This is a genomic window from Amycolatopsis sp. NPDC001319, from assembly GCF_042896185.1.
GTDB lineage: Bacteria > Actinomycetota > Actinomycetes > Mycobacteriales > Pseudonocardiaceae > Amycolatopsis.
The window spans coordinates 159924-175196 of the sequence record NZ_JBIAWY010000010.1; the positions used below are offsets into that span (position 1 = coordinate 159924).

The 15273-nt window shown below is 69.8% G+C and carries 12 protein-coding genes; 11 read left to right on the forward strand and 1 reads right to left on the reverse strand.

What is annotated here, in order from left to right:
• Positions 1 to 24 precede the first annotated feature (24 nt).
• The 10 genes from ACFY1H_RS34080 to rpmG all read left to right on the forward strand — a co-directional run bounded on the left by ACFY1H_RS34080 (position 25) and on the right by rpmG (position 10553).
• Positions 25 to 1026, forward strand: a complete 1002-nt coding sequence (locus ACFY1H_RS34080; protein WP_386953332.1) for an isopenicillin N synthase family dioxygenase — start codon at positions 25 to 27, stop codon at positions 1024 to 1026.
• The gene (locus ACFY1H_RS34085; protein WP_366577963.1) at positions 1023 to 1439 is read left to right on the forward strand and encodes a VOC family protein; all 417 of its coding nucleotides are present in this window, start codon (positions 1023 to 1025) and stop codon (positions 1437 to 1439) included. Before ACFY1H_RS34080 ends, ACFY1H_RS34085 begins: the two co-directional genes overlap by 4 nt.
• Positions 1436 to 2191: an SDR family oxidoreductase gene (locus ACFY1H_RS34090; RefSeq protein ID WP_366577965.1), complete on the forward strand. Its 756-nt coding sequence runs from the start codon at positions 1436 to 1438 to the stop codon at positions 2189 to 2191. Before ACFY1H_RS34085 ends, ACFY1H_RS34090 begins: the two co-directional genes overlap by 4 nt.
• 72 nt (positions 2192 to 2263) lie before the next feature.
• Positions 2264 to 3442, forward strand: coding sequence for a sugar ABC transporter substrate-binding protein (locus tag ACFY1H_RS34095; RefSeq protein ID WP_386953336.1), 1179 nt, complete (start codon positions 2264 to 2266; stop codon positions 3440 to 3442).
• Complete coding sequence (locus tag ACFY1H_RS34100; RefSeq protein ID WP_386953339.1) at positions 3439 to 5040, forward strand: sugar ABC transporter ATP-binding protein; 1602 nt, start codon at positions 3439 to 3441, stop codon at positions 5038 to 5040. The genes ACFY1H_RS34095 and ACFY1H_RS34100 overlap by 4 nt, the downstream gene beginning before the upstream one ends.
• 20 nt (positions 5041 to 5060) lie before the next feature.
• The gene (locus ACFY1H_RS34105; RefSeq protein WP_386953342.1) at positions 5061 to 6056 is read left to right on the forward strand and encodes an ABC transporter permease; all 996 of its coding nucleotides are present in this window, start codon (positions 5061 to 5063) and stop codon (positions 6054 to 6056) included.
• A 14-nt stretch (positions 6057 to 6070) separates the two neighbouring features.
• On the forward strand, positions 6071 to 7393 hold the full coding sequence (locus ACFY1H_RS34110; RefSeq protein ID WP_386953345.1) for an amidohydrolase family protein: 1323 nt from the start codon (positions 6071 to 6073) through the stop codon (positions 7391 to 7393).
• A gap of 118 nt (positions 7394 to 7511) precedes the next feature.
• Complete coding sequence (locus ACFY1H_RS34115; protein ID WP_386953348.1) at positions 7512 to 9065, forward strand: amidase; 1554 nt, start codon at positions 7512 to 7514, stop codon at positions 9063 to 9065.
• Entirely contained in the window at positions 9062 to 10132 is a 1071-nt protein-coding gene (locus ACFY1H_RS34120) for an acetamidase/formamidase family protein (protein WP_386953350.1), read from the forward strand. The genes ACFY1H_RS34115 and ACFY1H_RS34120 overlap by 4 nt, the downstream gene beginning before the upstream one ends.
• A gap of 256 nt (positions 10133 to 10388) precedes the next feature.
• Positions 10389 to 10553: a 50S ribosomal protein L33 gene (gene rpmG / locus ACFY1H_RS34125; protein WP_220239238.1), complete on the forward strand. Its 165-nt coding sequence runs from the start codon at positions 10389 to 10391 to the stop codon at positions 10551 to 10553.
• Positions 10554 to 10632: 79 nt separating this feature from the next.
• On the opposite strand, the gene ACFY1H_RS34130 is transcribed toward rpmG, so the two are convergent.
• Positions 10633 to 12141 carry an exo-alpha-sialidase gene (locus ACFY1H_RS34130; protein WP_386953353.1) on the reverse strand — a complete coding sequence of 503 codons (1509 nt, stop codon included), beginning with the start codon at positions 12139 to 12141 and terminating at the stop codon, positions 10633 to 10635.
• 280 nt (positions 12142 to 12421) lie between these two features.
• Between ACFY1H_RS34130 and ACFY1H_RS34135 the strand changes: the two genes are divergently transcribed.
• Positions 12422 to 15271: a tetratricopeptide repeat protein gene (locus ACFY1H_RS34135; protein ID WP_386953355.1), complete on the forward strand. Its 2850-nt coding sequence runs from the start codon at positions 12422 to 12424 to the stop codon at positions 15269 to 15271.
• The last annotated feature ends 2 nt before the right edge of the window (positions 15272 to 15273 follow it).

A 15273-nucleotide genomic window follows, 5' to 3' on the forward strand; every position in this document is an offset into this window, starting at 1 on the left:
CCGGCCAGAAAGTGAGTGAGCACGATGACGCTTCTTGACGTTCCCCTGATCGATCTCAGCGGATTCCGCGACGGAGACGAGACCACCCGCCGGCGCATCGCCGACGAGGTCGGGCGGGCCTGCCGGGACATCGGTTTCCTGGTCATCAAGGGGCACGGCGTGGCCCCGGAGAAGATCAAGACCGCCTACGACACGAGCCTGGAGTTCTTCTCCCAGGACGTGTCCGTCAAGGCCGCGGCCGGCCGGCCCGACCCCTCGCACATCCGCGGCTACATCGGGCTCGGTGTGGAGTCGCTGGCGCAGCTCGACAACATGGCCGCTCCGCCGGACATCAAGGAGCTCTTCGACGTCGGGCCGTCCGATGTGCCTGCCGACGCTTACCACGAGGCCGGTGGTGCTGCGTTCGCGCCGAACGTGTGGCCGGAGACGCCGAACGTGATGAAGCCGGTCCTGACCGACATGTTCGACACCATGACGGGTACGGCTCAGCTGCTCAGCCAGGTCTTCGCGATGGCGCTGGACCTCGAGCCCGACTACTTCCTCCCGAAGATCGACAAGCACACCAGCATCATGCGCGTCAACTACTACCCCGCTCAGGAGGAGCCGCCACTGGCGGGACAGATGCGGGTGGGCCAGCACACCGACTACACCGCGTTCACGGTCCTGTGGCAGGAAGCGGTCGACTCCGGAGGCCTGCAGGTGCTCAACAAGGCCGGTGAGTGGGTTGATGTCCCGGTCATCCCGGACTCGTTGGTGGTCAACATCGGCGACTCCCTCGCGCGGTGGACCAACGACACCTGGGTCTCCACCATGCACCGCGTCGTCAACCCCGAGCGCACCGTCGTTCCCACCAACAGGCGCATCTCGATCGTCATGTTCTTCCAGCCCAACTACGACGCGGTCATCGAGTGCATCCCCACCTGCCAGGGCCCGGACCGGCCGCCGAAGTACGCCCCGATCAAGAACGGCGAGTACCTCGCCGCCAAGTTCGCGCAGCAGCAGATCGACGAGGAGGAGGTCGCGTGACCACCACCACGAGCGCCGGCGTCCTGAACTGGGTCAACGTCTTCGCCAAGAACCTTGAGGACCTGCCCAGGTTCTACGCCGAGCTGTTCGGCCTGAGTGAGGTCGAGCAGATGCGCAACAACGTCTTCCGCGGCTTCTCCACCGGCGCGAGCGGCCTGGGGTTCCTCTCCCCGGAGGGTTACGACCTGCTTCACCTGGAACCCCTGCGCGAGACCCAAGGCGCGGGCTTCCTGCTCAACTTCGAGACCGGCTCTCACGACGAGGTCCACACCCTGATCGACTCAGCCGTCGCCGCGGGCGCCACCCTGGTCAAGGAGCCCTACGAAACCTCCTACGGCTGGTACCAGGCCGTGCTGACCGATCCGGAAGGCAACGTGTTCCGGATCAACCACATCTTCGGGAGCGTGGCGTGACCGGTCGCATGACCGGTGCGGTCGCCATCGTCACCGGGACCGCGCACCCCAACGGCATCGGCGCGGCCACGGCCCGCCGGCTCGCCGAGGAGGGTGCCAAGGTGCTGATGACCGACCTGCTCGGTGAGGTCGGGAAGCAGACCGCGGCCGAACTCACCGGCCGCGGCCTCGAAGTCAGCTTCGTGATCCACGACGTCACCTCCGAGGCCGAGTGGCAGCAGACTCTGCAGACGTGCCGGTCGACCTACGGCGAGCCGACCGTGCTCTTCAACAACGCGGGCGTCTTCAACGGCGCGCCGATCACGGAGGAGGACCTGCCGGGCTGGAGCCGCACCATCGCCGCGAACCTGACCAGTGTGTTCCTCGGGATGCGCACCGTCATCCCGGCGATGATCGCCAACGGCGGTGGCTCGATCGTCAACACTTCCTCGATCTGGGGGCTCGTCGGTGCCGAAGGTGGCGCGGCCTACCACGCCAGCAAGGGCGGCGTCACGGTGTTGACCAAGCACGCGGCGATGGCACACGTCCGCGACGCCATCCGCGTCAACTCGGTGCACCCCGGCGGAATCGACACCGTGATCATGGAACAGTCCGGAAAGGACAACGCGGACCAGGTGGCGGCCCGTACGCCGATGGGCCGACTGGGCAAGCCCGAAGAGATCGCCGAGGCGGTCGTCTTCCTGTCATCCCCGGGAGCCTCTTACGTCACAGGCACCGCGTTCGCCGTCGACGGCGGATACACCGCCCTGTGAGCCACCGACAGGGCTTGGCGCCGACCGCGCCGACGATCGGCGCAAGCCCGACACACCTCCCCGAACACAACGGTGCGGCTCAACGAGGAGCCGGCGCGCACCTCTGAGCGCCATCCGCACCGTCGTGGCGCGACTCCTCAGCGAGCGAAAGGTCTCTCAGCCATGCCCACAATCACTCCACCGAAAAGCCGACCGGCGACTCGACCCCGTTCCCGCCTGATCGCTGCGGCGATCATCGGATCGCTGGCCGCGGTCAGCCTCGCGGCCTGCGGGTCGTCAAGCTCTGCCGGCTCTTCGGACTCCGGTGCGAGCGGTGGCTCCTCGAGTGGTGCGGTGGCCTTCTTCACCGATGGCCTCGGCAACTCCTACCTCCAGTCGGCGACGAACGCCGCCAAGGCACTGGCGGCGAAGGACGGCGTGAAGATGGACGTCTTCAGCGCCGACTTCGACTCCGGCAAACAACTCACTCAGATCCAGGACGCCGTCTCAAGCGGCAAGTACAAGGCCTTGGTCGTCGAGGCCATCGACGGACAGTCGGTGTGCAGAGCGCTGACCGACGCCGCCCAGCATCTGATCGTCTCCATCTACAACACGCCGATCTGCGGCCACGTGCAGGATCTGTACTCGCCCGGCACCATCGGATTCTTCGGCCGCCTGGAGTCCGAGACCGGCCGGCTCTTCGCCGGGTATATGCACAAGGCGCTCCCGAACGGCGGCAAGGTCGCCTATCTCCCGGGGCCGGCCGGCAGCTCGATCGTCCAGCTGACCACCCAGAACTTCCTCGACGAGCTCAAGAAGTATCCCGGCCTCGACCTGGTCGCCACCGTCCCGGGCAATTGGGACGGGGCCACCGGCCTCGCGGCCACCCAGGACATCGTGCAGGCCCATCCCGACGTCAACGGGATCGTCTTCGGCGACGACAACACCGCCACACCCTCGATGAAGTGGCTCATCGACACCGGAAAGCTGGGGAACATCAAGGTCGTCTCGCTCGCCGGAGCCGCCAACGTGGTCGACATGGTGAAGGCGGGACAGGTCTACGCCGACGTCGCCGGCCTGCCCGTGGAGGAAGCCACCCGGGCACTGCAAGCCGCCATCCAGACCATGCAAGGCGAGAAGCTCACCGTCCCCGGCTTCGACCCCACGACGAAGGTCTACAACGTTCTCAAGGACCCGATGTTCCACGGTGGAGACCCGGTCATCACCAAGGCCAACGCCGCCGGCTTCACGTCGACCTGGAGCGTGGGATGAGCATCGCCCGTCCCGATCTGGGTGCCGTCCCGGGCGTGGCGCACGCCCGGGACGGGAGTGAACGCGCTCCGGGGTCCGGGGTGCTGGCTGCGGTGGGCCTGCACAAGGCCTACCCGGGAATCAAGGCTGTCGACGGCGTGACGCTCACACTGCGCGCCGGGACGGTGCACGGTCTTGTCGGCGCCAACGGCGCGGGGAAGTCGACGCTGCTCAAGATGCTCACCGGCGTGGTCAAACCCGACGCCGGCTCGCTCACCCTCGACGAACACCAGGTGCACCTGCACGGTCCTCGCCACGCCAGGAAGCTCGGCATCGCCGCCGTGCACCAAGAGCCCAGCCTCGTCCCCGGTCTGGACCCGGTGGCCAACGTCTTTCTGGGCCGGCAGATGCACGTCCTGGGCATCCGCAGACGGCGCAGGATGGTGTCGGCCTTCACCCAGCTGTGCACCGAGCTGGGGCTGGACGTGCCCACCACCGGCGCCAGCTTGGGGATGCCGGTCGCCGTGCAGCAGCAGATCGAGATCATCCGCGCGCTCCGGCACGAGTCCCGCGTGCTGGTCCTCGACGAGCCCACCGCCGCGCTCGGCGCCCGGGAACGCCTCAAACTCCACGCCATCATCAAGCTGCTTCGCTCCCGGGGCACCGCGGTCCTGCTCATCAGCCACCACCTCGAGGAGGTGCTCGAGCTCGGCGACGAGATCACCGTCCTGCGGGCCGGCGCGGTCGTGGCCCACGGCGAGGCAGCAACCTTCACCGTGGACTCGTTGACCACCGCCATGGTGGGTCGCTCGGTCAACGCGGTGACTCGCAACCGTCCGCGCCTCCCGGACAGCGAGAAAGCCGCTCCCGCGTTGGAGGTGCGCAACATCGTGACACCCGGACGGCTGCGCATCGACCACCTCTGCATCCGCCCCGGCGAGGTCGTGGGCCTGGTCGGGCTGGTGGGATCCGGACGCACCCGTCTGTTGCGAACCATCGCAGGACTGGAGCCTGTGCTCGGCGGGGAGATGCACGTGGACGGGCGTGGCACGGCCTGGCCCCGCACTCCACGCCAGGCACTCACCCGAGGAATCGCTCTCGCACCCGAAGACCGGCGCACCCAGGGCCTGATCCTGCGTCAACTGTCCTGGACCAACATGACTGTCAGCACCATCGCACGGCCCGCACGGTGCGGCCTCGTCATGCGCAAGCACGCCTTCGCTGCGGCGGCCGACCGCGGTGCCGCGGTCAGCCTCCCCGCTCATCGTCTGAAAGCAGCGGCCGGCACCCTGTCCGGCGGGAACCAGCAGAAGGTCGTTCTCGCCAGGCTCCTCCACGCCCGCCCGCGGGTCCTGCTCGTCGATGAGCCCATGCGGGGCATCGACGTCGGCGCCAAAGACGAGATCTTCCGTGTCGTCGAAGGCGCCGTCGCCCAGGGCACGGCGGTCCTGATCGCTTCGGAGGAGACCGATGACCTCCTCGGTTTCTGCGATCGCGTCCTGGTCATGCGACACGGCCGGATTGTCGCGACCGCCGCCGGAACCCAGGGCCGCGACCAGGTGTACGCAGCCATGCTGCTCGAACCCACCCCCATCGCCGTAACGGAGGGAGCCTCGTGACCTATCTGAACACCATCCGCTTGGCCGGCCGCCGCTATGGCATCGTCCTCGCCCTCGTTGTGATGGTCGTGATCGCCGGCGGGCAAAGCAGCTTCCTGACCGCCGGCAATCTGGTCAACATCAGCGACCAATGGACGCCCATAGCCGTCATGGCGCTCGGCATGACTTTCTGCCTCATCAGCGGCGGCTTCGACCTCTCGGTCGGCGCCACCTACGCGCTCGCGGCCACGGTGAGCTCCGCGCTCGCCCTCCACAACCCGCCACTCCTCGCCATCATCATCACCCTCGCGATCGCCGGGGTCGTCGGGCTGGCCAACGGCCTCATGGTCACCAAACTCGCCATCAACCCGCTGATCGCCACCCTCGGCAGCTCGCAGATCGTCGGTGGCGCAGCCCTGCTCTACTCCGGCGGAGCGACGTACTCCGTCCACGCCGGGCTCATCGCCGACCTCGGCTCCGGCCGCATCGGCGGCGTGTTCCCCGTCAGCGCCCTCGTCCTGGCCGGCTTCACCCTTGTGGCAACGATCGTTCTCACCTTCAGCACCTACGGCCAAGACCTCTACGCCGCCGGAGGCAACAACACCGCCAGCTACATCTCCGGGATCCGGACCGACCTCACCCGCACGCTGACCTACGTCATCACCGCCGTGACCGCAGGAGTGGCCGGCATTCTCTACGTCGGCCGGGTCGGCTCGGGACAGGCCAACATCGGCACCGGCATCGAGCTGCAGGTCATCGCCGCCGCACTGATCGGCGGCGTCTCCCTCATCGGCGGACAGGGCCGAGTCTGGCAAGCCCTCACCGGCGTGGCGATCCTGGCCGTGCTCCAGAACTTCTTCAACCAGGCAAGCATCAACGCCTACTGGCAATCCATCGTCCAGGGCTGCGTCATCGTCGCCGCGGTCGGCTTCGACGCTTTCAGCCGCGGCGAGTCCCTCACCGGTCTGAGGCACCGATTCGCCCGCATCCGCCACATCCACCGCGCGGAGTCGCTTCCCGCCGCCGAGACATCCTGAGAGCGCTGGGAAACATGAGCCGTCACGAGGACCACGACGCGATCAAGAACACCGTCTACGACCTGGTCGTCAAGTCCGCCCGCGTCGCGTCCGGCGAGGCCCCGATCGACATCGGGATCTCCCGGGGAGTCGTGCGTCGCCTGGCACCCGGTCTCGCGGGCCGAGCAGCACTGAACGCCGGCGGCAACCTGGTGACCCCTGGTTTTGTCGACACTCACCTGCACCTCGACAAGTCCCGGCTGATGGCTCGCTACCGCCACTTCGACGGCACGCTCGCCTCGGCCATCACCGAGACGGCAGAACTGAAGAAGGGCTTCACCGAAGACGACGTCCACCAGCGGGCCGCGCAGACGCTTCGCGACTGCGTCCTCCACGGCACCACCCGCGTCCGCACTCAGGTCGAGGTCGACGACGTCGTCGCGTTGACGTCCTTCCGTGCCATCAACGCAGTCGCCGAAGAATGGCGCGACTACGTCGACGTCGAGGTCTGTGTTTTCGCTCAAGAGGGCCTCACCCGGTCGGAGGAGACCAAGGCGCTCATCGAGGCCGCTCTGGAACAGGGGGCCCCCGTCCTCGGTGGTGCGCCGTACGCCGACGTGGACCCGCTCGGCCAGCTCGACTGGATCTTCGAGCGGGCGCGGCACTTCGGCGTCCCCATCGACCTCCATCTCGACCTCGCCGAGACCGCCGACGGCATGCTCCTCGAGGAGGTCTGCCGGCGCACCGTCCAGCACGGGATGCAGGGCAGGGTGACGGTGGGGCATGTCACCCAGCTCAGTTTCGTGACGCCGCAACGCTTCGCCGAACTGACGGCGCTGGCCGTCGACGCCGACCTCGCCTTCACCGTGCTGCCGGCCACCGACCTGTTCCTCATGGGCAGGGCACTCGGTCACGCCAAGCCCCGCGGAGTGCTCGACGTGAAATCCCTCATCGGCAACGGCTTGCGATGCTCGGTGGCCACCAACAACGTCCTGAACGCCTTCACTCCCTACGGGGATGGGTCGCTGATCCGGATGGCCAACCTCTACGCCAACATCACCCACCTGGCAGGGGAGGGCCTCGAACAGGCCTTCTCACTGGTGACCGGTGGCGCGGCCCGGGTGGTCGACCCCGGCAGCGCGGCAAGCCTGGTCGAAGGAGCGCCGGCAGACCTGATCTGTCTGCCGGCCGACAGCGCGGCCAATGCGGTCGCCACCATCGCCGAGCCCTTGTGGGGCCTCAAGCGCGGGCGGCTCACCTTCACCAGACTCCGCCCCGTACTCCAGACCCCACCCAACTTCGACACGTCCCGGCGGGACCTCGGGAGGCCGGATCCGGTGCGAGCCGCTCCCGGCTGAGCGCAGGGCTCGTCACCGCACTGACACCCAGGTCATCGGCTGAGCTCCGAGACGGGATCGAACAGCAAGAGAGGCAACGTTGATATCCAGCATCCCCATTCCTCCCCAGGACGGTCTGGTGCAGGCGTTCTGGAGTTACGAACACGCACTCATGGACAACGATCTGGCCGGCTTGGCTCGGCTCTTCGCTCCGGGCAGCGCAACGCTTCGAGGCGATGCGGCAGGATTGCTGGTCGGTCACCACGAGATCAGCTCGTTCCGAGCCGCGCGTGGCGGTGCCGCACGCCGCTCCATCGTCGGGATCCACGTACGGCCGATCGACGAAAGCCATGCGATGGTCGTGGCCGTCACCGAGTTCGAAGCCGGGGGACGGGGCCAGCAGACTCAATTGTGGCAACGCATCGACGGAGCGTGGCGGGTGACCGTCGCCCACGTCCATCAGCCGGCGCCGGCCCTTGACACGAGGATCTGGCGCATCGTCGGCAATCCGTTGGTCGCTCGCGCGGACGGAAGCGAAGACGGGCCGCTCGCCGGCGAGTCGGTGGCGATCAAGGACATCTTCGAAGTCCGCGGTTTCCCCGTCGGGGCGGGCAACCCCACCAGGCTCGCCCAGGCCTCGCCGGCGCGGGTCAACGCTCCGGCCGTGCAGCGGCTCCTCGACGCCGGCGCCTCTCTCAAGGGGATCGCCCAGACCGACGAGTTCGCGTACTCCATCGCGGGCGACAACCACCACTACGGCACCCCGCCCAACCCCCGGGCGCCGCGTCGACACCCGGGAGGCTCGACGAGCGGGCCTGCGAGTGCGGTCAGCCTGGGACACGCGACCGTGGGTCTCGGGTCGGACACCGCCGGCTCCATCCGGGTGCCGGCCTCCTACCAAGGGCTCTACGGCCTTCGCACGACGCACGGCGCCGTCCCGGTCGAGGGCATGATGCCGCTGGCACCCGCCTTCGACACCGTCGGGTGGCTGGCCCGCGACGCCGAGACCCTGGCCCGCGTCGGCGGCGTGCTGCTGCCACCACGCCAGACCAGGAGTCAGACGCGGGAGCAGGCGACGGGAGAGACGGCCTACGTCGCCGCCACCGCGCTCATCGATCAGGCGGAGCCCAGCGTCGCCGCCGCGGTCCTGGCGGTCCTGCCGAGCCGCGCTCGGATGGACGACGAATGGCGGCCACCACTCGACGTCTGGAGCGAGGCCTTCCGCACTCTCCAGGCGTTCCAGGCATGGCAGTCGCACGGCGACTGGATCCAGGGGCGAGAAGAGCATCTCGGCGCCGACGTACGCGACCGGTTCGCCTACGCGAGCACCGTCACTTCCGAGGAAGCCCTCGCGGCGGCCGAGGTGGTCTCCTCGGCGCGGACCGAGATCCGAGAGACCCTCGCCGGCCGGGTGCTGATTCTGCCGACGACCCCCACCGTGGCTCCGCTCAGGCATGCCGAGATCCAGTCTGTGCGGCAAGCAACGCTCCGGCTCACCTGCCTCGCGTCGATAGCGGGCGCGCCCGCTTTGAGCATTCCTCTGAGAACCAGCGAGGGGTTGCCGTGCGGCCTGTGTCTGGTCGCTTCTCCCGGCCGCGACCACGATCTCTTGCGCCTGGCCAAATCGGTCGACTTCGCCACCGCTGCCGTCGGAGCGACGTCGGGTCAGTCGCGGGAAGGCGCAGGGCGGTGACCGGGGATCCGATGCCGGCGCTGCAGCCCGGCACGGGGCCGATCCGGGCGGCGGCATACCTGCCGAGCACGCTCGACCACGTCCTGTGGGGCCGGCTGCCGTGCGCCACCGACAGCCCTGTGCTCACGGTCGACAGTGGCTCCAGCGTCACGTTCGACACGATCAGCCACGAGGGCATCCTCGAGGACCAGGGGCGCGACCCGAAGGCGTTCTTCAGTGCGTACGGCGTCGCCGAGGTGCTCGAAGACGCGATTTCGCTGGCGGCCAGCGGCCCCGCGGGAGAGCCCGACCATGCGTTCGGCGTCGACGGGCCGCACGTGGTGTCGCGGCCGGTCGCTGTCAGCGGCGCGCTGCCCGGCGACCTGCTGGCGATCACGGTCGAGGACACCCTGCCCCGCGTGCCCTACGGCGTGGTCAGCAACCGCCACGCGAAGGGCGCGCTCCCCGGCACCTACCCGCTCGGCGACCAGCAGGTGCACAGCGTCTTCACCCCCGTCGTCGACGGGAAAGGGGTCATCGGGCCGGCCCGCTTCGACCTCGCCCCCTTCCTCGGGATCATGGGCGTCGCAGTGGCCGGCAACCAACGACCCCACAGCGTCCCCCCGGGGTCACACGGCGGCAACCTCGACATCCGGATGCTCACCACCGGCGCCACCCTCTACCTCCCGGTGCAGGTCGACGAGGCCCTCGCCTACGTGGGCGACCCCCACTTCGCCCAGGGCGACGGCGAGGTCAGCCTCACCGCGCTCGAAGCCAGCCTGCGCGCCACCGTGCGTTTCGACGTGATCCCCCGCGAGAGCGCCGTACGGGACTTCGGCGACCTCGTGGCCCCGATCGCGGAGACAGCGGAGTTCCTCATCCCCACCGGCCTGGACGAGGACCTCGACGTCGCGATGCAGAACGCCGTCCGGGCCGCGATCGCCCTGCTCGGCATTCGCTACGGCATGGACGCACCGAACGCGTACGCCTACCTGTCGGCCGCCACCGATTTCCGCATCTCCCAGGTCGTCGACGTCGTCAAGGGCGTTCATGCGACCATCCGGAAGGCGGACTTCCTCGGCGGGTGAGGGGCCATCGCGGTGGAGTACAGGTGTCGTGGCCGTCAGCACAATCCGGCTTCGGGGTGCTTCCCCAACGCAAGCCGCCCCGCGAGGACCGCATCCCCAGCGCGCGCGTCCGAAATGGACGGACACCAGGCTGCCGCAACGGGACGTGACCCCGCCCACTTCACCCCGGGACTTTTCCGCCCCCTCCCACCGTTACACCCACTGCGGAAGCCGGACGAACCCGGTGACCGCCACGAGCAGGAAGGGGTGAGAACCGATGGCGAAGAGCGTTTTGCGCCCGGTGATCAAGCTGCGTTCCACCGCCGGCACGGGGTACACGTATGTGGTGACCAAGAACCGCCGCAACGACCCGGATCGGATGGTGCTGCGCAAGTACGACCCGGTCGTCCGCGAGCACGTGGACTTCCGCGAAGAGCGCTGACACCGAGCAGGACCGAGGGCTGAGGGTGGTCGTCACGACCACCCTCAGCCCTTTTTCGCTGTCAGCGCCGGAAGAACGGTCAGCCGCAGTGCCCGAGCGGGGCGTCGAACTTCGCGGTGCCGACCGAGCCGCCCCAGGTCACGCACTTGCCGGCGGCCGAGGCCGTGACCGGGCCGGCGAACCAGGAGAACGAGCCGGAGTCCGTCTGCTTCGTGCTGCCCTGCACCTGCAGGTACGCGGTGGTCTGCGACGGCGTGCCCGCGGCGGCGTTCTTCATCGTGCTCACGCAGTTCTTGCCGGTGGCCGCGTTGTAGGACAGGTACACCGTGCCCGCGGTGCCGAGCGAGCCCTGGTCGATCACGCCGTAACCCGAGCCGCACGCCGGGGCGCCCAGGTTCGCGTCGGTGAACTTCGCCCAGCGGATCGCCGCGCTGGAGTTGCCCTGCGGGCCGCCCTCGAAGAGCACGCCGGCCGAGCCGGTGCCGAGCGAGACGAGGTCGGAGTACGCCGCGTCCTGGCTCCACACCAGGAACCCGTCGGTGTCACCCTGCCAGCTGCCGCCCTCGTCGAACGAGGAACGGATGCGCAGCGCGTGCCGGTGGTCGCACACCGAGGGGCCCGCGAAGATCAGCCGCGTGTAGGCGCCGCCCGTGTCCGTCGCGCTCATCGCGAGCGTGGAGCCCTGCACGTCGGGCGTCTTCGCCAGGCCCGGCTCGGTCACGAACTTCTGGCTGAACGTCTGGCCGCCGTCGGAGCTGATCGCGTACGCGCGTTCGACGGTGGAGCACATCGTGCCCGCGTTGTTGCGCGCCGAGGCGTAGATCTTGCCGTCGGGCAGCTCGGTGAGGCTGATCTCCTGCGGGTTGAGGGTGCTGTTGTTCGTGCTCGCGTCGTGGGCGCCGAGGTGCCACGTCGAACCGCGGTCGTCGCTGTAGACGATGGCGCCGGTGTCGGGCGCGGAGCCGTTGACCTGGTAGCTCATGCCGGCGACCAGGCGGCCCTTGTGCGCACCGCGGGTGAGCACCGAAGCGTGCGACGGCCCGGTCGCCAGCCAGCTCGGCGGCGCCGTGAAGCCGAGCTGCGTGGTCAGGACCTGGGGCGCGGCCCACGTGGAGCCGTTGTCCTTGCTGATGCTCACGCGCGGTGTCCGGCCGCACGAGGCGTGCGGGGCGATGCACTGCATCACCGAGAGCAGCACGACGCGGCCGTCGGGCTCGTCCGCGGTCGGCGGCACGACGACGGGTGTCGGATTGCCCTTCGTGTCGCCGAAGCCCTGGATCACGATCTGCAGCGGCCCCCACGTGGAGCTGCCCTTGGCCTGGCGCTTCATGACCAGGTCGATGTCACCCGCGTCGGCGCAGCTGTTCTTGCGCCCCTCGGCGAACGCAAGCAGGTCGCCGTTGTTGGCCTTGACAATGGCGGGGATGCGGAAGCACGAGTAACCGCCGGTGCCGGCCTGGTACACCACCGTGCTGGCCGCGTCGGCCGATGCCGCGGGGGTCGTGCCCGGCACCACGGCCGCCGCGGCGAACGCCGTCGCCCCGGCCAACGCCGTGAGCAGTCCTCGTGCGACACGTCTCAGATTCACTGTCGGTCTCCGTCCTGGGGGCCGTCCCCGCGATCGCGGGGCGGCTGCCGAAAGTGCTCCCAGGCTCCGGCGCGGTCGTACACACGGCGTACAACCGCACGCACAATCGCTTTTGTACCAAGGAGAACTGTTTGCCCGGCGGTGACCTGGCCGTGATCGTCCCACGTCCTACCTGCGGGACCGGTGTCCTGTCCGCAGGGCGCTCTCGCGGACCCGTGCTGTAGCGGGCGCTACGCTCAAGAGGAGACGTGCCCGCAACCGGTGAACGAGGGAGGAACCGGTGAGCGAACCCGGTGCCCCCGTCGGTGTCCGGTTCGAGCTGCTGGGACCGCTGCGCGCCTGGCGCGGTGGCCACGAGCTCGCCATCGGCTCGCCGGCGCAGAACCTGCTGCTGGCGGTGCTGCTCGCGCGCGCCGGCCAGCCGACCGGGGTCGACGAGCTCGTGGGCCTGCTGTGGGACGACCAGCCGCCGGCCAGCGCCGTGAACGTGATCCAGCGCTACGTCGGCGCGCTCCGCCGGCTCGTCGAGCCCGACCTGCCCGCGCGTTCGCCCGGCCACTGGCTCGTGCGCCACCCCGGTGGTTACGGACTGCAGGTCGACGCCGCGTCCTCCGACCTCGTCGAGTTCCGCACCCGCGTGCAGCGGGCGCGCCGCGCGGAGCACGCCGACGACGCGCTCGCCGAGTTCAACGCCGCCCTCGCGCTGTGGCGCGGCCCGTGCGCGGCGGGGCTGATGATGCCCGGACGCGCCCGCGCGCTGCTGGCCGGCATCGACCAGGAGGGCCTGGCCACGGTCGTCGAGGCCGCCGACGTCGCGCACGCGGCCGGCCGCCCGTTGCAGCCGCTGCTGCTGCACCTGGAGCGGGCCGTGAAAGCCGATCCCTTCAACGAGACCGTGCACGCGCGGCTCATGCTCGCGCTCGACTCGGTCGGCCGCCGGGCCGCCGCGCTCGAGGTGTACCGCGAGATCCGCAAGCGGCTGGTCGACGAGCTCGGCGTCGAGCCCGGCGTGGAACTCACCCGCATGCAGCACGACGTGCTGGCACAGCAGGCCGAGGACGTGCCCGAGATCCGCGCGCCACAGGCCCGGCCCGTGGTGCGCCCCGCGCAGCTGCCGCCGGACCTGCCGACGTTCACCGGCCGCCGCGACCAGCTGACCCGGCTCGCCGGGTTGTTCGACGGCGCCGCCGAGCGCCGGCGCGTCACCGTCGCGGTGATCGACGGCCTGGCCGGCACCGGCAAGACCTCGCTGGCCATCCACCTCGCGCACCAGGTCGCGCACCGCTTCCCCGACGGGCAGCTGTATGTCAACATGCGCGGCTTCGACCCCACGGGCGCCACCGTGGACCCGGCCGACGCGCTGCGCGGGTTCCTCGACGTGCTCGGCATCGAGGCCACTCAGGCGCCCTCCGGTCTCGACGCGCGCAGCGGCCTCTACCGCAGCCTGCTCGCCGGGCGGCAGATGCTCGTGGTGCTGGACAACGTCCGCGACTCCGAACAGGTCCGCCCGCTGCTGCCCGGCAGCGCGGGCTCGGCCGTGATCGTGACCAGCCGCAACCGCCTCAGCGCCCTGGTCGCCACCGAGGACGCCGACCTGCTGACGCTCGACACGCTCTCGTCGTCGGAAGCCCGCGAGACGCTCGTGCGCCGGCTCGGCGAAGAGAAGGTGTCGGCCGAACCCGAAGCGGTGGAGGAGATCATCGAGCTGTGCGGGCGGCTGCCGCTCGCGCTGGCGATCGTCGCCGCGCGCGCCCGGACGCACCCGCAGTTCTCGCTCGCCGACATCACCGCGAAGCTGCGCGCCACGCAGGGGACGCTGGAGGCGTTCCGCGGTGACAGCGCGGGCGACGTGCGCACGGTGTTCTCCTGGTCCTACCGCGTGCTCGAACCCGGTGCGGCGCGGCTGTTCCGGCTGCTGTCGCTGCACCGCGGCGCCGACTTCTCGACCGCCGCGGCCGCGAGCCTCGCCGGCGTGCCGCTGCCGCAGGCGCAGGACCTGCTCGACGAGCTCACGCGCATCCGCTACCTCAGCGAGCACCGCCCGGGCCGCTACCTCGCCCACGACCTCGTGCGCTCGTACGCGATGGAGCTGCGTGAGCAGACCGACCCGGCCGACGAGCAGGCCGACGCCCTCGCGCGGCTGGTGAACCACTACCTGTGCAGCACCCACGGCGCGTACCTCGCGCTGAACCCGCACCAGCTCCCGATCGACCCGCCGGTGCTCGAACCGGGCGTGACCGCCGACCTCGCGCGCGGCTACGGCGAGGCGATGGAGTGGTTCGAGGCCGAGCTGCCCGCGTTGACGCTGCTGATCCGGCAGATCGCCGGGGTGCCGCGGCTGGCCGGGAACGTGTGGAAGCTGGTGCTGAGCCTGCAGCCGTACTACCAGCGCAGCGCGCTCTACCACGATTGGCTCATGCAGGCGGAGCTCGCGTTGCGCGTCGCGGCCGGTACCGGCGACCTGGTGGCGCAGGCCAACGTGCACCGCAGCCTCGCGGGCGCCTACCACTTCGTCGAGCGCTACGACGAAGCGCTCGAGCACCTCAACCGCACCGCCGAACTGTTCGGGCAGCTCGGTCTGGCGGCGGATCAGGCGTACGTGCACAGCAACTTCGGCACGGTGTTCGCCAAGCTGGGCCGGTTCAACGCGGCTCTGGAGCACCACGAGCGCGCGTTCGAGCTCTACCGGGCCAGCGGCAACGTCAAGGGCGAGGCGATCGGGCTCGAGGGCATCGGCCGCTGCCTCAGCGAGATGGGCGGCAACGCCGAGGCCGTGCCGCTGATCCTGCGCGCGATGAAGCTGTACGAGGACATCGGCGACCGCAACGGCGAGGGCAACTGCTGGAGCACCCTGGCCACCGCGTACGGCTCGCTCGGGCACCTCGACCAGGCGATCGACGCGTGGCGCCGCGCCGTGACCTACTACCGCGAGCTCGGGAACCGCTCCGACGAGTCCGACTCCCTCGTGGCGCTCGGCGACGCGCTCAGCGCGGCGGGCGACCCGGAAGGCGCGGAGAAGGCGTGGCGCGAGGCGCTCCACGTGCTCGACACGTTCGGCATGCCCGCGGCGGACGAGGTGCGCCTGCGCCTCGGAGAACCGGATCCCCGGGTGGCGTCGCCCGGTTCGTGACC

Coding starts and splice junctions, on each gene's coding strand:
- ACFY1H_RS34080 (WP_386953332.1), top strand. CDS start 25: ATGACGCTTCTTGACGTTCCCCTGATCGATCTCAGCGGATTCCGCGAC.
- ACFY1H_RS34100 (WP_386953339.1), top strand. CDS start 3,439: ATGAGCATCGCCCGTCCCGATCTGGGTGCCGTCCCGGGCGTGGCGCAC.
- ACFY1H_RS34110 (WP_386953345.1), top strand. CDS start 6,071: ATGAGCCGTCACGAGGACCACGACGCGATCAAGAACACCGTCTACGAC.
- rpmG (WP_220239238.1), top strand. CDS start 10,389: ATGGCGAAGAGCGTTTTGCGCCCGGTGATCAAGCTGCGTTCCACCGCC.